This window comes from Salinibacter sp. 10B, assembly GCF_002954405.1.
Lineage (GTDB): Bacteria > Bacteroidota > Rhodothermia > Rhodothermales > Salinibacteraceae > Salinibacter.
In genome coordinates, this window is the sequence record NZ_MQWC01000004.1 from 3120210 (window position 1) to 3142698 (window position 22489).

A 22489-nucleotide genomic window follows, 5' to 3' on the forward strand; every position below is an offset into this window, starting at 1 on the left:
TCTCATTCAAGGAATCTGCTATCCGCCTGGACGGTCGACGGCGGTCTGCGGTCACCTCTGCCGATCAGAGCAAGTACATTGCACCGGTGGTTGCACCGTCTGAGTTAGATTCATCCGCCGCAGGCGCTCCCGTCGCTTCGGGCCGCACGTTTCGCACTCATAGAAGCGCTCCAGGTCCCAGAGGTCCATGAAGACGCGGCTGCGATTCATGCGGAGGCCCTCCTCCAACACGGTTTCGATCGAGGGCATCGACGGCGGCTCGAAGTGGTCGTCCTTCTCCAGTTGCTGCATGATGCCGTTGCCGCTGCGGGTGGGCACGACGGACACGCACTGCACCCCGGCGTCGAACGCAAACTCGATGGACCGCAGCGCCCACACCACGCCCTCGTCCTCGCTCAGAAATGGCGGGCGCAACAGGATGAAGGTCCGCACGTCAATGTCATTTTCGCGCAGGAAGCCGACGGCCCGGCGGAAGTCGTCGCGCGTCATGCGCTTGTTGAGGCGGTCGAGCACCGTGGGGTGCGCCGTTTCCAGTCCCAGCGCGATTTCGAGGCGGCCGCCGAGCCGGTCCCGAAACTCGACGCACACGTCGCGGCACAGCTTCGGGTGATTCTCGACGATCACCGTGTCGAAGTCTTGCACCCGCTCGGCAATCGCGGGCCGGTCGGACGGGGGGAAGGCTTTGCGGTCAAAAAAGTTGCCGCTGTTGTAAAGCTTGACGTGCCGGGCGTCGGGGAGCCGGTCCAGCGCATAATCGATCTGTGCGGGCACGGCGCCCTCCGGCACCGTCTCGTCGGTCGTGTTCGTCCAGAGGTCGCACATGAGGCACCGGAATGGGCACTCCCGGTTCGTCAGGAAGAGCGTGGCCACATCGTCGACCGTGCCTGCTGCCGACCGCTCCTCTTCCACATGGTAGGCGTAGGGTTCCCACGGGTCGACATCGGCCTTCTCGGGCCGGGCGGCAACGATCTCCTCGTCAGTGTACTCTGGCAGTTCCATGAGGGGAAAAGCAATCTTGGAACGGAGCTGTCCCCCTTTCTCCGGTGGTGCCAACTTCTTGCGTTGAACGTTTAACGTTCCACGTCGACCCAATTATGGGTAGCAGGACCTCCGGAGGCAGCGAGGGCCTTAACGAATAGCAGTCCCGATTGTGGAAGCTACTCGTGAATCTCCGCAAAGGCCTGTCGGTACGCCCGCTCGGACTCAGGGAAGAGCTCGTCGAACCCGCCGTCATCCACGGCCCCGTGTTGAAAGCGCGTCTTTTCGAAAATCGGCATCTCCTGGCCGGTGATTGCCTCCACGCCGCGTTTCACGATCTCTCCCTTGAGCTCGTAGAGCTTGTCCGGCTCCCAGTCCGTGAGCTCGATGAACGGGATGTTTTCGGCCACCTCGATCACGTTCGGTAGCGTGTAGGGGCTGAACGGCTGGAAGTTGAGCGCCCGTGCGGGCGCGTAGCTTCGGACGTGACCCCGGCTCTGTCCCCCGGAGTAGGTAGCGGAATGCTTGAGCGCATCGACGCCCCAGCCCTCCTGGTAGAGCATCTGGTTGTTGAGCACACTCCGGATGGTGAGCTCCGGATTCTCGTCGATCGGGTAGTCCTTCAGGTTCTCGTCGCCGCCGTCGCCGTCCACGAGATAGGTCCAGTCCGGGTAGCGCTCGCGGATGCCGCGGCAGAGGGCGAGCGTCATCGTGGCCGCCTGCACGTCGAGCGGCTTGTAATCCTCCGTCACGCGGATCGCCTCGCGAAAGTCCACCTGCTCCTTCTCGGTCTCCACGACCTCCAAGAACATCGACAGGTCCAGTGCATCGAGGAAGGCGTGGGCCTGCTCCACGTCCGAGCCGCCGCCCACCGACAGCGTGAACGCCTTGAGGCGCGTCGGCGCCTCGCCTCGCTCCAGCAGCAGATGGCGCAGCACGAGGAAGATCGAGCCGCTGTCGATGCCACCGGAGAAGAGCACGCCGATCGGAGCCTCGTCGTCGATCCGATCGAGCCACTTGTTGCACTCGTCGGCCAGTGCGCCGATGTACGCTTCGCCGATGGCGTCGAGGTCGGCCGGGAGCGTACCCTGGTCGGGATCGAAGTAGCGGGTATAGCTCGGCTTCGGGTCGGGGCAGCCCACGAGCTGGAGCTCGGTGACGTGGTGGGCCGGCACCATGCGCGTGTACGACGGGTGGAACTGATCTCCAAGGCCCTCGCTCTCCAGAAACTCCTGGATCTCGTCCATCCGCTCGGCGACCACGAGGCACGGCCCCTCGCGCCGCTTCGCCAGGAAGTACCGCATGGGGCGCCCGATGGAACGGGCCATGCGGACCGTCTGGCCCTCCTTGTGCACGAGGGCGAACTGCCCGTCGATCGACCGGATGCGCTCGGGATCGCCGGAGGCCATGGCCTCTGCGGCATCCTCCGCTGTACCATTCAGGAAAACGTTCTGCTCAGGATCGAGGAGATTGACAAGGCGCTCGACGTAGGCGTCCGTAGCCATACTTCGGTAGAAGAGATGAAAGAGCATTCGTCCGAAATATATCCTACAGGACTGGGGTCCTTCGGGTTTTCCAGTCGTGGATATATCGAGAATGATGCAGATTCCTCCTCCGTCTGATCTATGACGATCGTATCCGAATTCGAGGCGGGACCCCTGGCGGGAGATTGGAATCGGTCTCGTGGCGGCGCCGGTCTTCGGGATCGCATTCGTGGGGCTCGGGGACAGGTTGGTTTACTACGTTCTGTAGGCTAACGACCTCACGGCACCCACAGGAAACGGTTCGTCTATGTGCGGTACTCCTCCGGATCGATGCCCAGCCGGTCCATCCGAGAGAGAAGGGTGGTCCGCTTTACGTCGAGCAGTTGCGCCGCTCCGTCTTCGCCCCCGACGACCCCGTCGGTCCGCTTGAGGGCTCGTTCGATGTGCCGGCGCTGGGCGTCCGCCAGTGTGTCGAAAGAAGCGGGGCCGTCGCGTCCGGTCGGGCCCGAGATGGACAGGTGTTCGGCCCGGATGCGAGGCTCTCGGGTGAGGATAACGGCCCGTTCGATGATGTTGGCCAGCTCGCGCACGTTGCCGGGCCAGTCGTAGTCTTCCAGCACGGCCATCGCCGTCGAGGTGATGCCCTCGATGGCCTTGCCGGTGCGCTGGGCGAACGTCTCCCGAAAATGCTCCGCCAACAGCGGAATGTCACCCGGACGGTCGCGGAGGGGCGGAAGCTCGATGGGAAAAATGTTGAGTCGGTAGTAGAGATCGTCGCGGAACTGTCCGGCGTCCACTTCTGCCGTCAGGTCTCGATTGGTCGCGGCGAGGATGCGGGTGTCCACCTCGATGGTGGTACTGCCGCCCACCCGTTCGAACTCCTGGTGCTGCAGGACGCGAAGGAGCTTGGCCTGCGTACCGAGCGGCAGCTCGCCGATCTCGTCGAGGAGGAGAGTGCCGCCGTCCGCCAGCTCGAAGCGCCCCTCACGTTGCTCAGTGGCTCCCGTGAACGCCCCGCGCTCGTGCCCGAATAGCTCGCTTTCGATGAGGTCGCTGGAGAGCGCCGCACAGTTGACCTTCACGAAGACCTCATCGGCTCGTGCGCTGCGGTCGTGAAGGGCCCGGGCCACGAGCTCTTTGCCCGTGCCGGTCTCGCCGGTGATGAGGACGGTCGTCTCGGTGTCGGCCACCCGCTCGATGGCATCGAACACCGTTTGCATGGGGGCGGAGGTGCCCACGATCTCGTCGAAGTTGTACTCGCTCTTCAGCTCCTCCTGCAGATACGATTTTTCAGACTGGAGCTGGTCGACTTCTGCCTCGGCCTGCTTCAGGTCGTCGAGGTCGCGGAGGATGAGGAGGTACCGATCCTCGTCCGGCAACTGGACGGGGCAGAGCGTGGCCTCGACTGGAAAGGCGTCGCCGTCGGCCCGCCGGGCCTCCAGCCCGTTCGGGGCCGTGAGGTACCGCCCCTCCGGCACGACGTCGTCGTCGCTCTTTTGATACGCCTCAATGTGGCGTCGGACCAGGGCCTCGAACGACTCGCTGAGGAACGCGTCCATCGTCGTGCACTCTGCCTCGGTGGAGGCGCACCGGAAGATCTCCTCTGCGGCCTCGTTGAACAACGTGATGTTCAGGTCGGCGTCGACGCTGATGATGGCATCGATCGCCGAGTCGATGATGCGGGTCAGGCGTTCCCGGCTCTCGCGGAGGGCCTGCTCGACGCGCCGCCGTTCCACATTCTCCTCCGTGAGCGCCGCGTTGGCGTCCTGGAGCTCGGCGGTGCGGGCCGCGACGCGCTCCTCCAGCCGGGCGCGCTGCTCCTGCACGGCCTCCAGCAGGCGCGCCTGTCGCAGGGCAATGGCCAGATGGTCGGCCAGCTCCCGCCCGATGCGGCGTTCCGCCTCACAGAACGCCTGTGCCTCCGTGGAGCCCAGATTGACGGTCCCGATCAGGTCGTCCTCGACCATCATCGGAACCGTGATGGCCGACTGGATGCCTGCTGCCCGGAGGCGCTCCGTTATGGCCGTGGAGGGCGCCGTGTCGAAGTCCGGCATGTCGTCGACCTCCCCCGCCCGCAGCCGGTCGTTGAGCGTAAACTCGTCGATCGGGAAGGTCGTGCCACTCTCCAGCACCGGGTCCTCCTGATGGGCCGTGAGGACGCGGACCTGCTCCTCGTCCCAGTCGAAGAGGGACACGCTTACGCGCTCGCAAGGGACGATGTCCTGTGCCCGTCGGGCCGCGACGCTCGCAATTTCGGCAGGCGACTCGGCCGCCAGGATGGCCCGGTCCACGTCGCGCAGGGCTTCCAGGCGCTTGGCCTGCTGCTTCAGCTGCTCGTTGGCCTCGCGAAGCTCGGCGGTTCGCTCGTCCACCCGGGCCTCCAGGTCGTCCCGGGCCTCGCGCAGGGCCGTCTCCATGTGTTTGCGCTCGGTGATGTCGATCATCATCACCAGCCGCTCGGCATCGTCGGTGGCCGCAATGGGGCGCATCGTGAGGCTTACCCACACCCGCTCCCCGTCGGCGCGGCAAAGCTCCACTTCCGCGTCATGCATGGGCCCCCCGTCCTCCAGATGACGCTGAAGGTGCTGCACAGCGGACTCGGTGTGCTGCACAGCGGATTCGCCGCGCTTTGCGGCCGCCTCGTCGTCGGTGGAGCGGATGCAGAGGTGCGGCATCTTCCGACCGATGAGGGCGTCCTTCGGGGCGCCCAAGAGCTCGGTCGCGCGCTGGTTGACCATCCGAATCTCACCCTCGGGGGTGACGGAGGCGTAGGCGACCGGTGCGCTTTCGTAGAGTGTGCGGTAGCGGGCCTCACTTTCTTCCAGGGCTGCCGCCTTGGCCCGCCGCTGCCGGTTGAGCTGGATGCGGTGGAGGGCCATTGAGACCTGTGCCGCCAGCATCTGGAGCACAGAGCGGTCCATGGACGTGACGGCGTCCGGGGCCACGTGGCCCGCCACAACAATGCCAAAGTCGCGGTCGATGGTGCCCAGGCGGACGAGCGAAAGGCCCTCAATGCCAATGTCCGCAAGCGTTGGGTACATCTCCGGGTCCACAGCGAGGTCACGGTGGGACAGCCCACCAATGCCTTCGGAGGTGCGGAGGCCGACAGTGTTTTCCACCGTCCGGAGTTCCTGGAGGGCCGAATCGGATAGGGCCTTCGTGCCGGCACTGCCCACGACCAAGGGACCGTCGTCGAGTGTCTCGTTCAGCACCACGGCCTGCAGGTCGGCCAGCCCCATGGATCGGAGCGCGCCCGTGAGTAAGCGCCCGACCTCGTCGGACGAGTCCAGCAGGGCCAGCGCCGACCCAAACCCGAGAACCGATGAGGGATCCAAGTCCGAAGAGTAGTGCGACGGTTCCATGACGGGGGGAAACGGTCAGTCGGGACGATGGACGGTCAACTACGGATCGACGGTGCGGTCCGTCTCCGAGAGGTCCTTCCGCACCGCCTCGGGCGACTCGTGGAACGGATTGGGGACGACTACCTCTCCCATCACGCAGTAGGGATGGGTGCGAAGGGCATCCATCATCACGTCGCTGTGGAAGGCCGAGAGGTTGAACTGACAGAGGGCGAGCATGCGGAGGTCGGCGGCGGTCCGGTCGTAGAGCGCTTCCCAGCGCAGCATCTCGTGGACGGACAGCTCGCGGTCCAACACCCATTCGCCGTCGCCGGCCCACCGCACCACGGGCTCATTCTCGTCCCGCGCCGACTGATCGATCCGGTGTACCATCGCCTCCATGTCCTCCTCCGTGTCCCGTCCCGGATGGAGAACCAGTCGATCGGTTTGCCGGGCCGTCTCGATGTCCACGTCCCGTTCCGTAAGCCAGTCGCACAGCGCCTCTCCGGTTCCCGGCCGGGCCACACACACGCACCGGTCGCCCCGCTGGAGGCCCGTCTGCAGGTAGGGGTCCAGCACCGAAAAGCGCTCCTCCTCGCCTCGAAAAAAGTGAGCGATATGATCGCCCACGGAGGCCGTGACGTCCCCGATGCCGAGCGGCACCGAGGCGGAGCGAGCAGGACGGGACGACGAGGACGGAGACGGCGGCATGGCGGCAGGGACGGCAGCGGTCCATCGCGGAGGGCATTTCGATTGCAAAATAACAGCGATCGAGCGACAATCTCCATTCGGCGCGCCGGTCGCGCTCAATTTCGTGAGACGGTCGGCCTTCGGCAAACCCATCATGGCTGAATACTGGGTCCCACAGTGCGGCCCGACGTTACAGTCCGGGGTGTAGTCGTGACGATATATCGACGCGGTGTCGACATCTCGTCAGTTTGGTCTGATGCTCTTTGGGAGAGTCCTTCGTCTATCTATATGCATTTCAGTTACTTGCACGAAAAATAATCTTCCGATCGGCGCTGGCACGGTCTTATCACTATGTAGGGAGGCAGACGCAGTCCATCGATTCTACTCGTGAGCTCCCCCCGTTTCCCATGCCCGATTCGATGTCATCTTCGCCCCCGGATGCTCGTTCGTCCACTTCACACGACGATGCAGACACCTCCCCCGACGGTCGCCTCTCCGATGCGGAACTGGAGGCCCTCCGCAACCGGGACCCGCGCGCCGTCCGCCGTCACGTCTACGGCCGCCGGGACTTCATCAAGAGCGTGCTTCGCCGCTTCACCGAGACGGAGGAAACGGCCGAGGATCTGCTTCAGGAAACTTTTTTCCAGGCCCTGCGCAGCCTGCCGGAGTTTCGGGGGGAGTCGAAGCTTTCGACCTGGTTGTACAGCATTGCCAAGAATGTGGCTCTGGCCCGCTACCGGAAAGATAAGCGCCGCAGTTCGCTAAAAGACGAGACCCTGACGCACGTGGCGGCTCACCAGGCGGAGCGGTCCGCGGATCCGACCGGCGAGCCCCCAACCTGGGATCCCGCTGAGGCGGCCGTCCGCAAGGAGGAGGCAACCGTTCTGCAGGATGCCCTGACGGAATTGTCGGCGAACTACCGAGAGGTGATTGAGTTGCGCGATCTGCAGGAGTTGACCACCGAGGAAACGGCCGAGCGGTTGGGGATTACCCGGGTGAACGTCCGCGTGCGGCTTCACCGGGCACGTACGAAGCTGAAGGGTGTCCTCGACGAGCGCCTCGACGCGGAATATCAGCTGGCGGACTAACCGACAGACAGCAAAGTTATGAGTCCTCGAGTTGATGGAGCAGTTGGGTCAGCTTCTGTTGACGGGGGCGAAGGTCCTGTCGTACGGTTCGCTGGTTGAAGTAGTAGATGCCCACGCAGAGGCCCGCGACGACGATCCCGTAGCCGAGCGCAAACCAGGACAGACCCGATCCTCCGATCACAATGAGCCCCAGCCCGGAGGCTGTGGGGGCAATGTACCACCACAGGATCGACTCCAACAGCCGAATCTGCCGTCTCACCTTTCGCCGTTCCGCCCGAATGACCTCTGCTACGGGCTGCTCGGAGGCCGGCGACTCGGACGAACGGGCACGTTGGAGTGTCCACACAATCAGCGCGCTACTGGCCATTACGACGAGGGCCCCGGTCCGGACCCACCAGGACGGGTCGAAGAGCATCACCGAGAACCCCAGAAAAACCACGGCTGCAGCAATCCGCTCGCGCCGATCGCGCCGCCGAATTTTCTCGTCGAAGGCGTCGGCCTCCGTTTTGACCAGAGATAGAAGGGCATCGTCCGAGAGCACGTCCCCGGAAGACGCGTCGGCGTCTTGCCAGGCATCTTTGGCGTCGTCCAATCTCATGACGGATCGTCCTCCAGCCACTCGGCCAGTTTTTGTTTGATGCGGTGCAGCTTCACGCCGACGTGGTTGGGCGTGATGCCGAGCACGTCGGCCATTTCGTCGTAGCTCTTCTCGTCCAGGTACATCGTCACGAGTGCCTTATCAATGTCGTCCAGTCGGTCAATGGCGGCGTAGAGCCGATCCAGGGTGTCCTGCTCCTCGAGTGCGGCCCCGGGGGCGGAAAAGCCATCGTCCCAGAGCGGGTGATCATCGTCGAGGGTGGCCTCGGTCCGAACGGACTGCTTCCGGTCACGGCTCAGGGCCGTGTTGAGGGCCACTCGGTAGAGCCACGTGCTCGGTTGGGCCTCGTCCTCGAAGGAGGGAAGCGAGCGCCAGAGTTCGACCAGAATGTCTTGGTACAGGTCGCGCTGCGCTGCCGTCCCGTCGGCGTAGACCCGGCAAATTTTGCGCAGTCGCCCCTCGTTGTCCCGCACGAGCTCCAGAAAGTCCTCCTCACGGCTCACCACAGTTGGAACGTAGCCCCTATATTGAAGGATGCGCTCGACCTTGGCTTATTGCACTGTCCGACTCCATCGGGCGGGCACATCCCCATGAGGATCGCGTCCACTTAGAGTCCCTATCAAAACCGGGCACGTCCTCCTGACCATCGTGGAAGGAGCTCCCTAAACGTGGCTGCCCGCACCAAGAAGCTTCTTCGACAGGCTCAGAAGGACCTGCTAATCGTTGTTTTGATAGGGACTCTTAGCCCTGATGCGGAAGAGCGGTCCAGGCCCTCGTTGCGACGCGGCCGCATGCGGTCGAGGGAGACATGTGCAGGCACGTCCGAGCGGGAGGTGCTCTCCGTGGAGGAACGCACATGCGAGAAGCGGTTGTTTCGAGTCGGAAACCGGCCGTTGAACGCGAGGGGCACCGGGGTTCCGTTTCGGTGTAGCGTGTCGGGGCTGGACGTGTGTCCGTCGTAGGTAAGGGCGTGTACATGGAGGTGCGGCTCCGACGTGTTGCCGGTGTTGCCGACAGCCCCAATGGGCTGGCCGGCCGCTACCCGATCTCCCGGCGAGACGCGGATGCTCCCGTGCTGAAGATGGGCAAGTACCACGTAGAGGCTATCCTGGCGCACCCACACGTGATTGCCGGACGGATGCTCGGGCTGGCGATTCCCGGGCGTCAGGTCTGCAAATCGGTCCACGGCTCGCACGACGGTTCCGCCCACCGGACTGTAGACGGGGGCTCCGTAGATGTTGTATTGCTTCAGCTCCTCCGGGTAGAGGCCCGACGCCCGCATGCCCCACTCGTTCAGTTGCGTAATGTCGACGGCGTACGTTTGCGAAGACGCAAAGAGGCCGTGGTAGTTGAGGGGGTAGGTGCCGCCGCCGTGTACCACGTAGTACTGCTCGCCGTGGAGGGGCAGCTCCACATTCGTAGGAGATTGGGCCGGCCAGTATCCCACGAGTGTCCACCCGACCAGGCCCAGCATGACCGCGACGTCTGCGAGCGCACTCCAGGAGACGTGCCACCGATCGTCGGCAAACACGGGGCGGTTGGACACGCGTGACCAGGAGGCGATCATGGCCAGTGCGTACAGGCCATACAGCCCGTATCGCAGAGAGACCCCAGCGAGGTCCCAGCGTCCGACAACAAGCATCAATCCAAGAAAGGTGAATCCGGTTGCTGCGTTCACGCCCCACGCCGAAACGGTTGGGAAGGAGGTCGTCCAGAGGTGATATATAAAGTACAACGGAAACAGCACGGCAACGACCAGAGAGAGCACAGTGATAACCATAACACACGAAATACGGTGAACGAGGGAGGCGAATGAACGAGCGCATCATTTCTGCTCGTCGATCCACCCTCATTCGTCGTGTGCCGGGCAGATCGTCTTACAGGTCCGTGCTGTCTTTCCTCTATCTTCACCCACGTAAGGGCGAGTCGTGGAAAAACGAAAAACGGGGACAACGGATTGCTCCGTTGCCCCCGCTGATCTCTTCGCTCTCCCGATAGAACGGGTGGTGCTACGTGATCGTGACCGCGGCTTAGAAGTAGAGGCCGATGTTCATGTTGAAGGCCACGTTCCAGTTGTCGTTGGTCCGCTCAGCCATCACACTCGAGAACCCGTCGAAGGGATGGTTGAAGGGGTGGCCTTTGCTGACATTCAGGTCCGTGTAGACGTACAGCGGACCGGCGGACGTGAGCACGCCAATGTCGTGGGTAACGTTGTCATTCCAGCCATCGACCTCCTTCGTGACCATACTGAAGTCATAGTACGGCTTGAACTCCGAGATCGGGCCCAACTCCACCGGAATGTGGTAAGCCAGGCTGGACGAGTAGACGCTGTGCTCGCTCGCCACCCGCTGGGGAAACCCGTAGGCGCCCATGACCACGAAGTCTTCAGCATCGTAGTCTACTCCGGACTGGTTGTCGAACGCCTGCTTTTCGGCGTCGGTGAGGGGCGGATTGAACTCCTGCTTCGAGTACTGAAGCTTCGCGTCGAAACCGCTGTACTGCCCGTGCAGGTGCACCGCCACGGCGCCGTGCCCGTCGGTGTCCCCGGTGTTCCGGTTGAGAAGCTGGCCCCGCTGCGCAGAGACGCCCAGCTTTGTAGAGCCGAGGTCGCCGTGGTTGAAGGTGTAGGCCACCTTCGCGTTGAACTGATGCTCCTCGCTGAGGTCGGAGCGCAGGCCATTGCCACCCGGAACGACCTGATAGGCCGCTGCACTCACCGGCGCCACGTCGTAAGAGTACCGCGAAAAGTCGTTGCCGGCAAAGAAGTCGGTCTGCTCCGAGTTCATGTAGTAGGCGCCCTTCAGCTCCCAGTTGCCGGGCGTGAAGATGGCCTTGATGCCGGCGTCGTAGTCGTCCTCCAGCCCCACGTAATACGCGCTGTTGAAGAACCAGCTGCTGGAGGCGTACGGCTGAATGCCGAACGGCACCTGACTCACACCAACCTGAAACTGGCGGGTGTCGCTAAACTCATAGCCGACCCATCCATGATGGATGAAGAGTCCGCCGAAGGACTCCGGATAGATGGCGTATTCGGTGTCGAAGATCAGGCCGCCGTACGATCCACTGGCATTGATGCGGAAGGTGTCGAACGTAAAGCCGCCATCGGACAACACCCGGTTGATGGGCTCGTCGCTCGCCGGAATCTGACTTTCGTAATTCCGGAAGAGGGCGTTGAAGCGAAGCGATCCGCCGACGCTGACCTCAAGGGACGGTTCCTCCTGGGCCGGGGCGGAGGCCGACTCCGTTTCTTCGGCATTCTCCTTCGTGTCGTCGTCCTCGTCATTCACGAGAAGAATGCCGTCCGTGGAATGGGACGACGGAGCCGCGCGGCTGTCGGATTGCAACGCCTGTCCGGTGACCGGGGCCGGCAGGAGGAGGCCGGCAATGAGGAGAAGGGATGAGCAGAGAGTGAAAAAACGATTCATGTGGGTGGTGTACAGTTGTAAACGGAGTACGTATGAGGGTGGCATTCAGGGGATGACACACAGTCTCCACTCTAGTGCCCTCCGAGGGAGGGCCGAGTCGTGTAAACAGGAGAATCCAGAGGCAGAGATCCTGTCATCGGGTCCCCATTAAACGCCCCCGACCGCCACGTGGGCGACCGGGGGCAGGAATGGTCAGGGACCAGTGTCAGTGGTTAGCTACGCGAAAAGGTCGCGTCGTCCGGAAGCGTCTCCACCGGTCCTTCGGATGCCGCGCACTCTTCAGCTTGATTCATCCACTGGGCCACATCCTCCGGATGATTCTGAATCCACTGTGCAGCGGCTTCTTCCTTGCTCATGCCTTCGCGATTGCGATAGGTATCCATGAGGCTTTCGATCTGCTGGTCGTTGACCTCCATGTGCTTGAGGAGGCACACTACCTTCTTTGGAAACTCGTCGACAAACTGATTGTCAACGATCTTGAAGATGTCCTCCGGCTCTCCGAAGACGGGCGACTGTCCCGTCTGGGCGCCTTCAAGATACTTCAGGTCGTAGGAGCCCCATTTCCAGTGCGGATACCACCCGGTAACCACGATGGGCTCCTTGTTGCTAATCGCGTTTTCGAGCGCCTGCCATGTGGCTGGACCACTGGAGGCAACCACCTTAAAGCCTTCGATGTTGTTGTTTTTCAGGATTTGGCGGGTCTGATCGTTGACGGCCGCCCCTGACTCGATTCCATTGATTTCACCGTTGAGCTGATCGCGGAACTTCGGCAGTTCCGTGACGCTGGTGATGTCCATGTAGGCGGGAACCGTCAGTCCCACGGACGTCCCCTTGTAGGTATAGCCCAGCTTCTGAGCGTTGGCCTTCGTGCTATCCCACGGCTGTTGATGAGTGGTGGGAAGCCATGCCTCGTTGAAGTAGTCCCGGTCGCCGCTTGCGACCGACTTGAAGGCAATGCCGCCGCCCGACACTTCGCGCACGTCGACCTCCATGTCCAAGCTATCTTCGAGGAGTCGTTCCTGGAGGTAAGTGAAGGCCATGCCTTCAATCCAGTTCACGGTCACCATATTCATTTCGCGGGAGGGACCGTCGTCCCCACCGGAGCCGCCGCCACATCCGGCGAGTCCAGTGGCGAGAAGTCCTACCGCCACAACAACGGCGAGCAGGGATCGAAAAGGAGTGGTGGAGTTGTTCATAATGGTCGGTGTAGAGTGGTTATGTGGAGAAAGCAAACAGAAGTCGTCGGAATTCAAGAGTGTCGTGCTAGTTACGCAGCCTGTCCTGCTTCGGCCGTACTGCCGGCCTTTTCGCCGACCGCTTGGGTGATGCGGTCCAGGAAAATGGCAAGGATAACGATGCCAAGTCCGCCCTCGAACCCACGCCCAATCTGCAACTGGGTGAGGCCTTGTACCACCGGCTGGCCGAGGCCGCTGGAGCCGATCAGCGCGGCGACCACAACCATCGACAGGGCCAGAAGAACCGTTTGGTTTACTCCGGCGAGAATGGTGGGAAGCGCCATCGGGAGCTCCACTTTGAAGAGCAGCTGCGTCGGGGTCGACCCGAAGGATTTGGCCGCCTCAATGGTTTCCTCCGAAACCTGTCGGATGCCAAGGTTCGTGAGCCGCACACAGGGGGGCGTCGCAAAGATAAAGGTGGCAATGACGCCTGGCACTGTCCCCAGACCGAAGAGGACGACAGCGGGAATGAGGTATACAAACGAAGGCATCGTTTGCATAAAATCGAGGATGGGCCGAACGATTTGGTCAACCGTCTCCGTTTTGGCCGCCCAGATGCCCAGTGGGATGCCAACGAGAAGGGAGAACAGGGACGCTGTGAGGATGAGCGTGAGGGTTTGCATTGTTGCCTCCCAGTACCCCATCCCAAGGGCGAACTCCATCCCGAAGAGGGCGAACTCGGCCTCGGTGAGCAGGCCCATCCCGAAGAACGTAAAGAGTGCGACGCCCCGCGAGGCAATCCACCAGGCCAGGGCTGTCAGTAGAAGCACCATTGCCCACGGGGGAAGGAAGAGAAGCACCTCTTCAAGCCCGTCGGTAGTCGTACTGATAACTGTCGTAATGAAATCAAAGAGCGGTCCCAGGTTGTTCTGCAACCATTCGATGAGGGACGCAAATGCACCGCCGATATTCAACTCCATAAGAAACCGTGGCTCGTTCAAGATTCGAGAGACGACCGGAAGGAGAGCCGACCCGTTTATGCCGTTTCCATCTTTTCGGCGTGGCGGGAGGCCTCACGGGTCTTCGACACGTTGCTGGCGTTGCGGGTGATTTCTGCCATTACGTCCTTCTGGCTGACAATGCCCTTCAGGGTGCCGGCGCTATCCCGAACGGCCACTGGGCCGTCCGTCTCAAGGACGCGCGGAAGAACCTCAGCGATTGACGTGTGAAGGGAGACCGACGGGTCCTCTTCGGTCAGGCGCTCAGCTTCCTCGTCCGTGGGAGCGCGCATCACCGTCCGGACCGGAATGACCTTCGTCCGGTCCACATTTTGAACGAAAGACTCCACGTAATCGTCGGCCGGATTCGTGAGAATCTCCGTCGGCGTGCCGATTTGGGCGATCTCTCCATCCTTCATGATGGCGATACGGTCGCCCATCTTCAGCGCCTCGTCCAGGTCGTGCGTGATGAAGAGAATCGTGGCGGCCGGATCCCACATGTCCTGTAGGTCCAGAAGCTCGTTTTGCATCTCCTCTCGAATGAGGGGGTCGAGCGCACTGAAGGCCTCGTCCATCAGCAGAATTTCGGGGTCGTTCACGAGGGCCCGTGCCAGTCCCACACGCTGTTGCATCCCTCCACTCAACTCCCCGGGATTGCTGTCCTCGTAGCCTTCCAGTCCTACCAGTTCGAGGGTGCGTCGGGCCTTGGCCTGTCGTTTTTCCTTGTCGGCTCCGCTCACTTCCAGCCCGTACTCGACATTGCCGAGCACGGTGCGGTGCGGGAACAGCCCAAAGTTTTGGAACACCATCGACATCTTCGTGCGCCGAATTTGCCGCAGCTGCTCCTGATCGTAGGCCGTCACGTCTTCTCCGTGGACGCGAACCGTGCCGAAGGTGGGCTCAACCAGCCGATTGACGCACCGGAGAAGTGTGGATTTTCCACTTCCCGATAGGCCCATCACGACGAAGATTTCCTGCTCCTGTACGTCGAAGTTGGCATCGTTCACCGCGATGACGGAATCCGTCTCCTCCTTCACCTCTGCCTTCGAAAGTCCTTCGTCCTGAGCAAGCGTGCGGGCCCGTTCGGGGTCGCCGCCAAAAATTTTCCAGAGTCCCTCCACCTCAATAACCGCCATAACATTGTATTCCTTGAATGAGAATCGAACATTAAGCGGAAAATAAGATCCGCCCTTCAGCTATATGGGGGGCGAACATCCCTCCATTCCGATCTCGACGAATGCACGGGGTCAGACCGTACGATGGAGTGCAGGATTGCCCCCCTAAGACTGCCTCCTTGCTTGATTCATGCGTCGGTTCTCTTTCGAGTCCAGACCCAATGTTTCTATTAACCCCCCAGGAGAAACATGTTTAGAAATACGAGCCCTATTGGCCCAATTCCTCTCACTTTCATGTAACCTGTTAGGAAAAGTAACCTGCCTGAGAACAGATGCCCTCTAATCGGGCACGTCGTCTTTCTCTTGTGGGGCTTTTCAGGCCGGGCGTTTGCGTGGGAGGAGCACCCACACCCCCTCCCGCCAATTCCCTACGAAAGGAGGACATTTTCGCTTTAACACGTGCCTTCCGTTTCCTATATTCTCAGATGCGTGAGTAATCACGAGCTCTCCCATGAACCACACGACTGACTTATGAACTCCAAAGACAACGACCGCGTCACACGGCGCCGCTTCCTCCAGTCCATTGGCATTGCCGGCGTGGTGGGGGCCGGTGGGTCCCTCCTGACGGCCTGTGGCGGGTCCGACGATTCGGGGGGGGATGGGGGCGACGGAGGCAGCAGTGCATCCGGCGGAGAAACGACGGCCTCGGCCGACTGCTCCGACCTCTCCAGCCTGTCCGACGCGCAGAAGAAGCAGCGGAAACAGATGGTGAGTTCGTTGCAATACGTCGAAGAAACGCCCGAAGACAAAAAGAACTGCGCGAACTGCCAGCTCTACATCAAGAGCGAGTACGGAGAGGGGTGTGGCGGATGCCAGCTGTTCCCGGGTCCTGTGGCGGCGAATGGGTACTGCAACTCCTGGGCGCCTGCCAGTTAATGCCCACGTTGGGCCGGACGCAGGGCCGGCCCCATCGTGTTCTGTCTCACTATAGCCCACTGATTCATGTCCGCCGACGCTTCTGCCTCTGAAGCCGCCGATGCATCCATGGAGGGCGATGAGATCGTCAAAGAAATCTCGCTGGAGGAGTTTGATCCAGTGGGGACTTTGGCCGTGACGGGAGGCTACTTCCTTTTGCTTCTTGTCCTCTACGCGCTGCTGTACTTCGTTGAGTTTGCCGGCCGCAGTCCTTCGATTATTGAGTAGCGCCGTTCGAGTCGATCACGGTTCGTCCGGTCGAACATGTCGTTTGTCCAGGAGGGTATGTTGGACGAAAGCCGGCGCTCGGTCTCTGTTCTATTTCCCCACGATGATCCGCTGACGATATGCACATACACCGATTCGAAAAACTCTGGATCGGCCTTTCGCTCTTCCTCATCGCGTGCTTCATCGGCATCGTGATGTTCGGCTTCACCGTTCTGGACCTGAAAGTTCCAGGGTCCAGTCAGACGGGTGAGCAGGTCAATCCCATGACGGTCCTTTCGGAGGGGCCGTTCTCTACTCCTGGCGTGCGTAAGGTGGAGGAGGATCACTACGAGGTGTACATGGTGGCGCAGAAATTTCTCTTTCGCCCGGGGTCGGGGCAGCCGCTGGTGCTTCCGGCTGATACCCGGGTCACCTTCCACGTGACGAGTCCGGACGTCATCCACGGCTTCGAGGTGGTGGGCACCAACATCAATTCCATGGCGATTCCCGGCCAAATTGCGACCTTTGGAACGATTTTTCCGGAGCCGGGCACCTATGGCGTCATCTGTCATGAGTACTGTGGTGCTGCTCATCACACGATGCAGGGACAGATTAAGGTCGTCCCCAAGTCGGAGTACGATGAAAGCAATCTCGTGACCGCCAGTGCGCAATAGCGCATTGCGCGCAATCCGTCTTCCCCGCTTCGCTGGTTGGCGCTGGCGATTGATTTCGATTTTCTACGATCACCCGATTCGGACCCGGCATCCTCTATGACGTTTGTTGACCGCTACCCCGACGCGACCCGCATCGTCAAGGCCTCCTTCATCGTCGCCTTCACCGCGCTCGGCATTGGGGGCTTCTTTGGGCTCGTACAGGCCCTGCATCGCACCGGGACCTTCCGCGGCATCGTGTCGTCGGTGCAGTACTACGATGTGCTCACGGGCCACGGCGTCCTGCTTGCCCTCGTCTTCACCACCTTCTTCATCGTGGGGCTCTATCAATGGGGCATTTCCCGGAGCCTTGAGCGGGAGCCTGAGAACATGACGTTTACCTGGACCTGGTTCTGGGTGATGACGGTGGGTACGGTGCTCACGGCGACGGCCATTCTCGGTGGTCTCGTGCCCGGCAGTGGCATGAGTGCGGCGGTGCTCTACACGTTCTATCCCCCGCTTCAGGCTCATCCGCTCTTTTACATCGGAGCGGCCCTCCTGGTGGTTGGGTCGTGGCTGACCGGGGTTGACTGGTTTATTTCGTTCCGCCGCTGGCGCGAAGAGCATCCGGACGATTCCATTCCCCTGCAGACCTACATGGTTCTCTTTACGTGGCTCATGTGGTACATCTGCTCGATTGGGGTGGCGCTCGAAGTGGTGGTGCTCCTCATCCCGTGGTCGCTCGGGTTTGTGACCAACATTGACCCGCTGCTGCCACGGACCCTGTTCTGGTACTTCGGCCACGCGGTGGTGTACTTCTGGCTACTCCCGGCCTACTTTGTCTGGTACTCCATCCTGCCGAAACTGTCGGGCGGACGGCTCTTCAGCGATTCGCTCACGCGCATTGTGTTCGTCTTCTTCCTGCTTCTGTCCACCCCGATCGGGTTCCACCACCAGTACGCCGATCCGGGCATTAGCCTCGGCTACAAGATGTGGGCGGTCATTTCGACGCTCCTGATTCTCCTGCCGAGCCTCATGACAGCCTTCACCGTCATCTCTAGCATGGAGCACGGGGCGCGCCAGCGGGGCGGCTCCGGGTACTTTGCGTGGATGGGGGCGCTTCCCTGGAACCGGCCGGCGTTTGCGGGTTGTGCCCTGGCCGGCATCATGTTCGCCGCGGGAGGGTTCAGCGGCATGATCAATGCGTCGCTCAACATTGACATGCTCGTCCACAACACGGCCTGGATCCCGGGCCACTTCCATCTCACGGTGGGCACGGCCTCGGCGCTCACGTTTATGGCCATAACGTACTGGATCCTGCCGCAGCTCACGGGGCGAACCCTCAAGTTTAAAAAGCTAGCGCTCGCCCAGCCCTACACCTGGTTCGTCGGGATGACGCTCATGTCGAATGCCCTCCACCGTGCGGGGCTCGCTGGTATTCCGCGCCGGACGGCCGAGCCGGAGTATCGGAGCGTGACGTACGATCCTCCCTTTGGCACGGTAAGCGAGATGCAGTGGCAAACGGCCCTCGGCGGAACCATCCTGTTTATCTCGTTGGTCTTCTTCCTCGTGGTTGTCATTGCCAGTTGGCGTGGGGGACAAGAGGGCCCGATTGATGATACGATTCCGGAGCCCTTGAGCGGCGCAGAACACACGCCGAAGATTCTGGACAACATGAAGCTGTGGATTGCGATTGCGATTGTGCTCGTTCTTCTCGCCTACTCGCTGCCGTTGGCCGATATGGTGATGGATGGACTCTTCTCACCGGGGGCACCGCCCACGCCGGTGTAACGGATGGGGCGTATTGCGTAATGCGTTGAAGGGGGGACCCGAAACAGGAGAGCGGAGTCTTTTCAAAGATGGAGACTCCAGTGTGACTCGTTTCTCCTGGACCAATTCCGAGAGTGGACTGCATTCTCGGCGAGGGTCCCCCAGTACGCAATCCGTCGGGCGGACAGCTTCAGTACAAAATGATTTTCCACCAACGGCTTCCCTCTCTTGGGCACCGTCAACCCTTCTTCGAAACCGGATTCCTCATCGGACGCACCAACTGGGTCCTCCTCTTCGAATGAGTCGGACATCTACGAGAAGTGGCTGGTGCGCATTCTATTGACGCTGGCCTTTGGGCTGGCCTTTGGGATTGAGGGGATGACGCTGCTCCGCTCGTATCTGTTCTACGGCGACGAGGCGAAAACGTCGACTGAGACGCAGCGGCCCGTGCTGGAGGAGGGCGGCAGGCTTGTACCGTCGCTGGCACCGGATATTCGGGTGTGGCGTCTCCGCGTCCGTGCCACCGATGAGGCGTGGACCTTCATGCTCACGGCCCGGCCCGACACGGCGCTGGAGCGACGCACGACGCTCACATTCGACCGCCTCACGGCGACCAACGGAGCGGAGCGCACCACGGCCCCGAGCTACACGTGGGCGCCGTCCGACACGACCTCGTTCACGGCGTCCTGGACCCTCCCGGTCGGGCAGCGCCCCGATGCCCTCACGATCACGGCGACGGCGACGAGTGCCCCCGACTCCACTGTGTCAGCAACCCGCACGATGGATGTGGGACACGTGCCCGTGCGGATGCAGTGACGCTCCCTTCCCGGATCGCACGAGCTTCGTTCGAGGGCAAAACGAAATCTGTCTTCCGTAGCGTCCCCAAACAGGACGTGATGCGTGAATCGTGAGTCGTGACGTCCGGGGTTGTCTTCACGTATCACGCCTCACGCTTCACGGATCAGCCATCATCGGCGCCCCAACTCGTCATTCGCTACTCGCAATTCGCCACTGCCTAGACTGGCCATTCCTGCTGCGTCCAGGCCTGATTCCAGAACATCCACTCGTACCGAACGCTGGTGGTAAAGGCCGTGCGGGCGCCTTCGCGGGCAGACTCATCCGCCGCCTCCGCAAAGCGCTGTAGCCGCGCCAGGAGGTTGTCCATGTATTCGTGAAAGTCCGGATCGCGGTACATCTCCAACCACTCCGCATACGGATGATCGTCGGGCACGGCCCCCATTTCCCGCTCCAGCCGTTGGCCTAACTCGATGTAGAGCCACGGACACGGCGTGAGGGCGGCCACCGCCTCCACGAGCGTGCCCCGCTGCGCCCGCTCCAGCATGTGATTCTGGTAGGCGCGATTGTTCGGTGTCAGCGTGAGGTCGCGAATGTCGTCAGGCCCATACCCCAGCTCTTCTCCATATCCTTCATGGAGTTCGCCCTCTACGACAACAGCGAGGCGGGCGGCGTCGATGAACCAGAGCTTATCGTCCGGGTCCGGACAGCGGGTAGAGACGAGGGACGCGGCATCGGCAAAGGCCTCCAGGTAGCGCGCGTCCTGCATCTGGTAGAATTTAAATCGCTCCGGGTCGAGCGAGCCGTCGGCCAGGGCGTGCACGAACGGGTGATCGACAGCTTCGTCCCAGGCCTTGCGGACGTGCTCCAGGCACGACTGGGCAAACGGCGGGACGGTGTACGGGCGAGTGTCGATGGGGGCAGCAAGCGTTTCAGGCATGGCGTCGTAGTAGAATGGCTTCGCAAAACGGATGCGATGTGAAAAGGCGAAGCCAGAGATGATACGCACGCCTGGTGGCCCCAGGTCTTGCTTTCCTTCGCCGGTGTGAACCGGATCAGGTTCGAAGGGACTCTCTCAGCCCGGTCGCCGTACGGCGCCGCACACCCCTAGCTTCGTTTTCAAACGTACTGACAGCGTGGGTCAGGATCAAGGTGGAGCAATCGTGCCAGAGCGATTGCGTCTTGATATTGGCGTCTGAATTTGATGGCTGACAGACCGGGCGGGTTCTCGCCCACTCGTCCCAGGTACAGCCGAATAACAGAAGGGCAAAGATGATTTTATCACATACACGCCTCTGAGGATTGGAGCCCCACGCATCAGGCTGGCACGGGCACCACGCGTTTCTGCAAAGCCGTGACCTCTTCCTCAATGGCCCTCGCGATGATCGAAGGCTCCGCCACCACCCCGCCATCCGTCATCACGCCCACCGTGAGGCCTCCGTCGTAGCTGAGAATGCTGATACCGAGGCCAAGGTGCACGGGATGGGGCACCCAGAACACGAGACCTTCGAGTGTTCGTCCGGCGAAGGCGTGCCGGTGCGTTGGCCCGGTGACATTGGTGAGGACCGCCGTGGCCTTGCTTGCAAACAGGTCGGCGGCAGCGTCCTCGATCCACGCCGGGAGCTGGCCAAACAGGCCCAGAATACCCAGAAAAACGTGTGCTTCCGGCGAGTGCTTGATGGCATCCATCCCGCTTTTGGCTGCCCGAAGCCGGGCCGCGGGATCGGTCTCATTCACGGGGAGGGGGAGAAAGGTGAGGCCGAAGGCATTGCCGAGCTCCAGGGCCCGTCCCTCGGGGCGCAGGTCGACGGGCACAATCGCTCGGAGAGACGGGAGGGCCTCCGTTGTGTCGTGGTCGAGCAGGTAGTGGCGCAGAGCGCCCGCCACGGCGGCCACCAGCACGTCGTTGACGGTGGCGTCGGCCCCGCGTCCGATTGCTTTTACGTCGGCCAAGGGAAAGGGCTTGGTGTGGGCCAAGCGTCGGGTTCCGTTCAGCGCTCCATGGAGCGGCGTCGGCGGGTCGGCCGGCTCAAGCACCGATCCCGCGGCGATGCCGACGCCCTCGACCACCGTTGGCAGATGCTGGAGGGTGTCGACGGGATGGCAAAATCGTTCGATGCCCACTCGGAGTCCGGTCCAAAGCCCACGCCTTGTACGGTCGAAGAGAGAGGTGGCCCTCGGCAGGCTGGGTTGTGCGGGAGTGGACGGAATGGAGGCCGAGGCGTCGACCGGATCCAGCAGGTGCCGGGCAAGCGCGACCGATCCGGTGCCGTCGGCCATGCAGTGGTGAAATCGAATCACGAGAGCACTGGTCTCGCCCCGATCAATGACGTAAGCCTGCCACAGCGGGCGATCCGGCGGAAGCGGCCTCGAGGCAAGATCCCCGACGAGGTCAAGGAGGTCCGACTCGTCCCCCGAGCCGGGTCCTCTCAGTGCCTGTACGTGGGGGGCGATGTCGAAGTGCGGGTCCGTTTCCCAGTAGGGTAGCGACCAAAGAAGGCCTCGCTCCACGACCCGGGACCGGAAGCGATCAACGTCGAGCAGGCGCTCGGCAAACACCAAGCGTGCCGTTTCGAGGTCGACCGGAGCATCGAGATACAAGAGGCCGGTAATGACGGCCGGATTATTGGGCCAGTCCATGCGATACCAGGCCGCATCGACGGGGGAGAGAGGGCGACGGGACGGAGCAGCCACGACCGGAAAAGGGATTCGGTGCAAAAGAACAACATCCCCAATCTACGCCAGTCGACGACGGCACGTCCCATCCAACTTGACAATGACAGAGGGGGAAGGTGGCGAAATGCGCCGTAAGCGCCTTTTCCTGGCCGAGCCAGGACAATCCAATCGTACGCAATAGGTGGTTAAGGGGCGAGGAGATGCCTCGTGAACAGACCGACGGAGTGCGATCTCAAAAGCGACCCTCGTTGATTGCCGTACCGAGATCGAGTCCGGGACGCAGAACAACCGAACGCGGGCTGTCGGGGAGGGCGAGTGCAGAGAGCCTCTCCTCCAGAAACGTCAAGACGCAGTCGCCCTGACAATCGTATAGGAAAGCCCTAGTTGGAGCAGGACGGTTCCATGTTTGTGACGCTATTGATTGTACATTTCGTCAGTGTGCGTGAGCGCTTGTCGTCGAACCGTAATGTCGTAACCGACATCAGGCTTCGGAGACAGAGTACGATTCGACACTCGACGTCCTCAGC

The 22489-nt window shown here is 61.8% G+C and carries 19 protein-coding genes and 1 riboswitch; of the genes, 6 read left to right on the forward strand and 13 right to left on the reverse strand.

The genetic code is table 11. The annotated features are described in order from the left end of the window. Positions 1-51 precede the first annotated feature (51 nt). The 4 genes from BSZ35_RS12730 to BSZ35_RS12745 form a co-directional block, all read right to left on the reverse strand. The gene (locus BSZ35_RS12730) at positions 52-999 is read right to left on the reverse strand and encodes a radical SAM protein (protein ID WP_105012797.1); all 948 of its coding nucleotides are present in this window, start codon (positions 997-999) and stop codon (positions 52-54) included. Positions 1000-1157: 158 nt separating this feature from the next. After that, positions 1158-2483, reverse strand: coding sequence for an asparagine synthase-related protein (locus BSZ35_RS12735; protein ID WP_105013833.1), 1326 nt, complete (start codon positions 2481-2483; stop codon positions 1158-1160). Positions 2484-2767: 284 nt separating this feature from the next. Next, a complete protein-coding gene (locus tag BSZ35_RS12740) occupies positions 2768-5824 on the reverse strand; it encodes a sigma 54-interacting transcriptional regulator (protein WP_105012798.1) in 3057 nt (1018 codons plus the stop codon). A gap of 39 nt (positions 5825-5863) precedes the next feature. After that, positions 5864-6511 carry an MEDS domain-containing protein gene (locus BSZ35_RS12745; RefSeq protein ID WP_181149331.1) on the reverse strand — a complete coding sequence of 216 codons (648 nt, stop codon included), beginning with the start codon at positions 6509-6511 and terminating at the stop codon, positions 5864-5866. A gap of 386 nt (positions 6512-6897) precedes the next feature. Between BSZ35_RS12745 and BSZ35_RS12750 the strand changes: the two genes are divergently transcribed. Then, complete coding sequence (locus tag BSZ35_RS12750) at positions 6898-7578, forward strand: RNA polymerase sigma factor (RefSeq protein ID WP_105012800.1); 681 nt, start codon at positions 6898-6900, stop codon at positions 7576-7578. Between the two features lie 16 nt (positions 7579-7594). On the opposite strand, the gene BSZ35_RS12755 is transcribed toward BSZ35_RS12750, so the two are convergent. From BSZ35_RS12755 to BSZ35_RS12785, 7 genes are all read right to left on the reverse strand, one after another. After that, positions 7595-8176 (reverse strand): hypothetical protein, encoded by a 582-nt coding sequence (locus BSZ35_RS12755; RefSeq protein ID WP_146110086.1) that lies wholly within the window; start codon positions 8174-8176, stop codon positions 7595-7597. Continuing rightward, positions 8173-8679 (reverse strand): sigma-70 family RNA polymerase sigma factor, encoded by a 507-nt coding sequence (locus BSZ35_RS12760; RefSeq protein WP_181149332.1) that lies wholly within the window; start codon positions 8677-8679, stop codon positions 8173-8175. The genes BSZ35_RS12755 and BSZ35_RS12760 overlap by 4 nt, the downstream gene beginning before the upstream one ends. A 200-nt stretch (positions 8680-8879) precedes the next feature. Then, complete coding sequence (locus BSZ35_RS12765) at positions 8880-9956, reverse strand: M23 family metallopeptidase (RefSeq protein ID WP_105012803.1); 1077 nt, start codon at positions 9954-9956, stop codon at positions 8880-8882. 250 nt (positions 9957-10206) lie between these two features. Next, positions 10207-11601 (reverse strand): hypothetical protein, encoded by a 1395-nt coding sequence (locus BSZ35_RS12770; protein WP_105012804.1) that lies wholly within the window; start codon positions 11599-11601, stop codon positions 10207-10209. 212 nt (positions 11602-11813) lie between these two features. After that, positions 11814-12797 (reverse strand): glycine betaine ABC transporter substrate-binding protein, encoded by a 984-nt coding sequence (locus BSZ35_RS12775; protein WP_105012805.1) that lies wholly within the window; start codon positions 12795-12797, stop codon positions 11814-11816. A 71-nt stretch (positions 12798-12868) separates the two neighbouring features. Then, the gene (locus tag BSZ35_RS12780) at positions 12869-13756 is read right to left on the reverse strand and encodes a proline/glycine betaine ABC transporter permease (RefSeq protein ID WP_105012806.1); all 888 of its coding nucleotides are present in this window, start codon (positions 13754-13756) and stop codon (positions 12869-12871) included. A 56-nt stretch (positions 13757-13812) separates the two neighbouring features. Then, the gene (locus BSZ35_RS12785) at positions 13813-14910 is read right to left on the reverse strand and encodes a betaine/proline/choline family ABC transporter ATP-binding protein (RefSeq protein WP_105012807.1); all 1098 of its coding nucleotides are present in this window, start codon (positions 14908-14910) and stop codon (positions 13813-13815) included. A 510-nt stretch (positions 14911-15420) separates the two neighbouring features. Here BSZ35_RS12785 and BSZ35_RS12790 point away from each other — a divergent pair. From BSZ35_RS12790 to BSZ35_RS12805, 5 genes are all read left to right on the forward strand, one after another. Next, positions 15421-15825 carry a high-potential iron-sulfur protein gene (locus tag BSZ35_RS12790; protein ID WP_105012808.1) on the forward strand — a complete coding sequence of 135 codons (405 nt, stop codon included), beginning with the start codon at positions 15421-15423 and terminating at the stop codon, positions 15823-15825. A gap of 66 nt (positions 15826-15891) precedes the next feature. Next, the gene (locus tag BSZ35_RS19280; protein ID WP_146110087.1) at positions 15892-16092 is read left to right on the forward strand and encodes a hypothetical protein; all 201 of its coding nucleotides are present in this window, start codon (positions 15892-15894) and stop codon (positions 16090-16092) included. Between the two features lie 119 nt (positions 16093-16211). Beyond that, entirely contained in the window at positions 16212-16745 is a 534-nt protein-coding gene (locus tag BSZ35_RS12795; protein ID WP_105012809.1) for a cytochrome c oxidase subunit II, read from the forward strand. 96 nt (positions 16746-16841) lie between these two features. Beyond that, a complete protein-coding gene (locus BSZ35_RS12800) occupies positions 16842-18512 on the forward strand; it encodes a b(o/a)3-type cytochrome-c oxidase subunit 1 (protein WP_105012810.1) in 1671 nt (556 codons plus the stop codon). A gap of 207 nt (positions 18513-18719) precedes the next feature. Further along, the gene (locus BSZ35_RS12805) at positions 18720-19307 is read left to right on the forward strand and encodes a hypothetical protein (protein WP_146110088.1); all 588 of its coding nucleotides are present in this window, start codon (positions 18720-18722) and stop codon (positions 19305-19307) included. Between the two features lie 199 nt (positions 19308-19506). Here BSZ35_RS12805 and tenA read toward each other — a convergent pair whose 3' ends face one another. Together tenA and BSZ35_RS12815 are read right to left on the reverse strand one after the other, a co-directional pair. After that, positions 19507-20226, reverse strand: coding sequence for a thiaminase II (tenA, locus tag BSZ35_RS12810; protein ID WP_105013834.1), 720 nt, complete (start codon positions 20224-20226; stop codon positions 19507-19509). Positions 20227-20301: 75 nt separating this feature from the next. Further along, a riboswitch (TPP riboswitch) is annotated at positions 20302-20405 on the reverse strand. A gap of 198 nt (positions 20406-20603) precedes the next feature. After that, complete coding sequence (locus BSZ35_RS12815; protein ID WP_146110089.1) at positions 20604-21980, reverse strand: wax ester/triacylglycerol synthase family O-acyltransferase; 1377 nt, start codon at positions 21978-21980, stop codon at positions 20604-20606. Positions 21981-22489 lie beyond the last annotated feature (509 nt).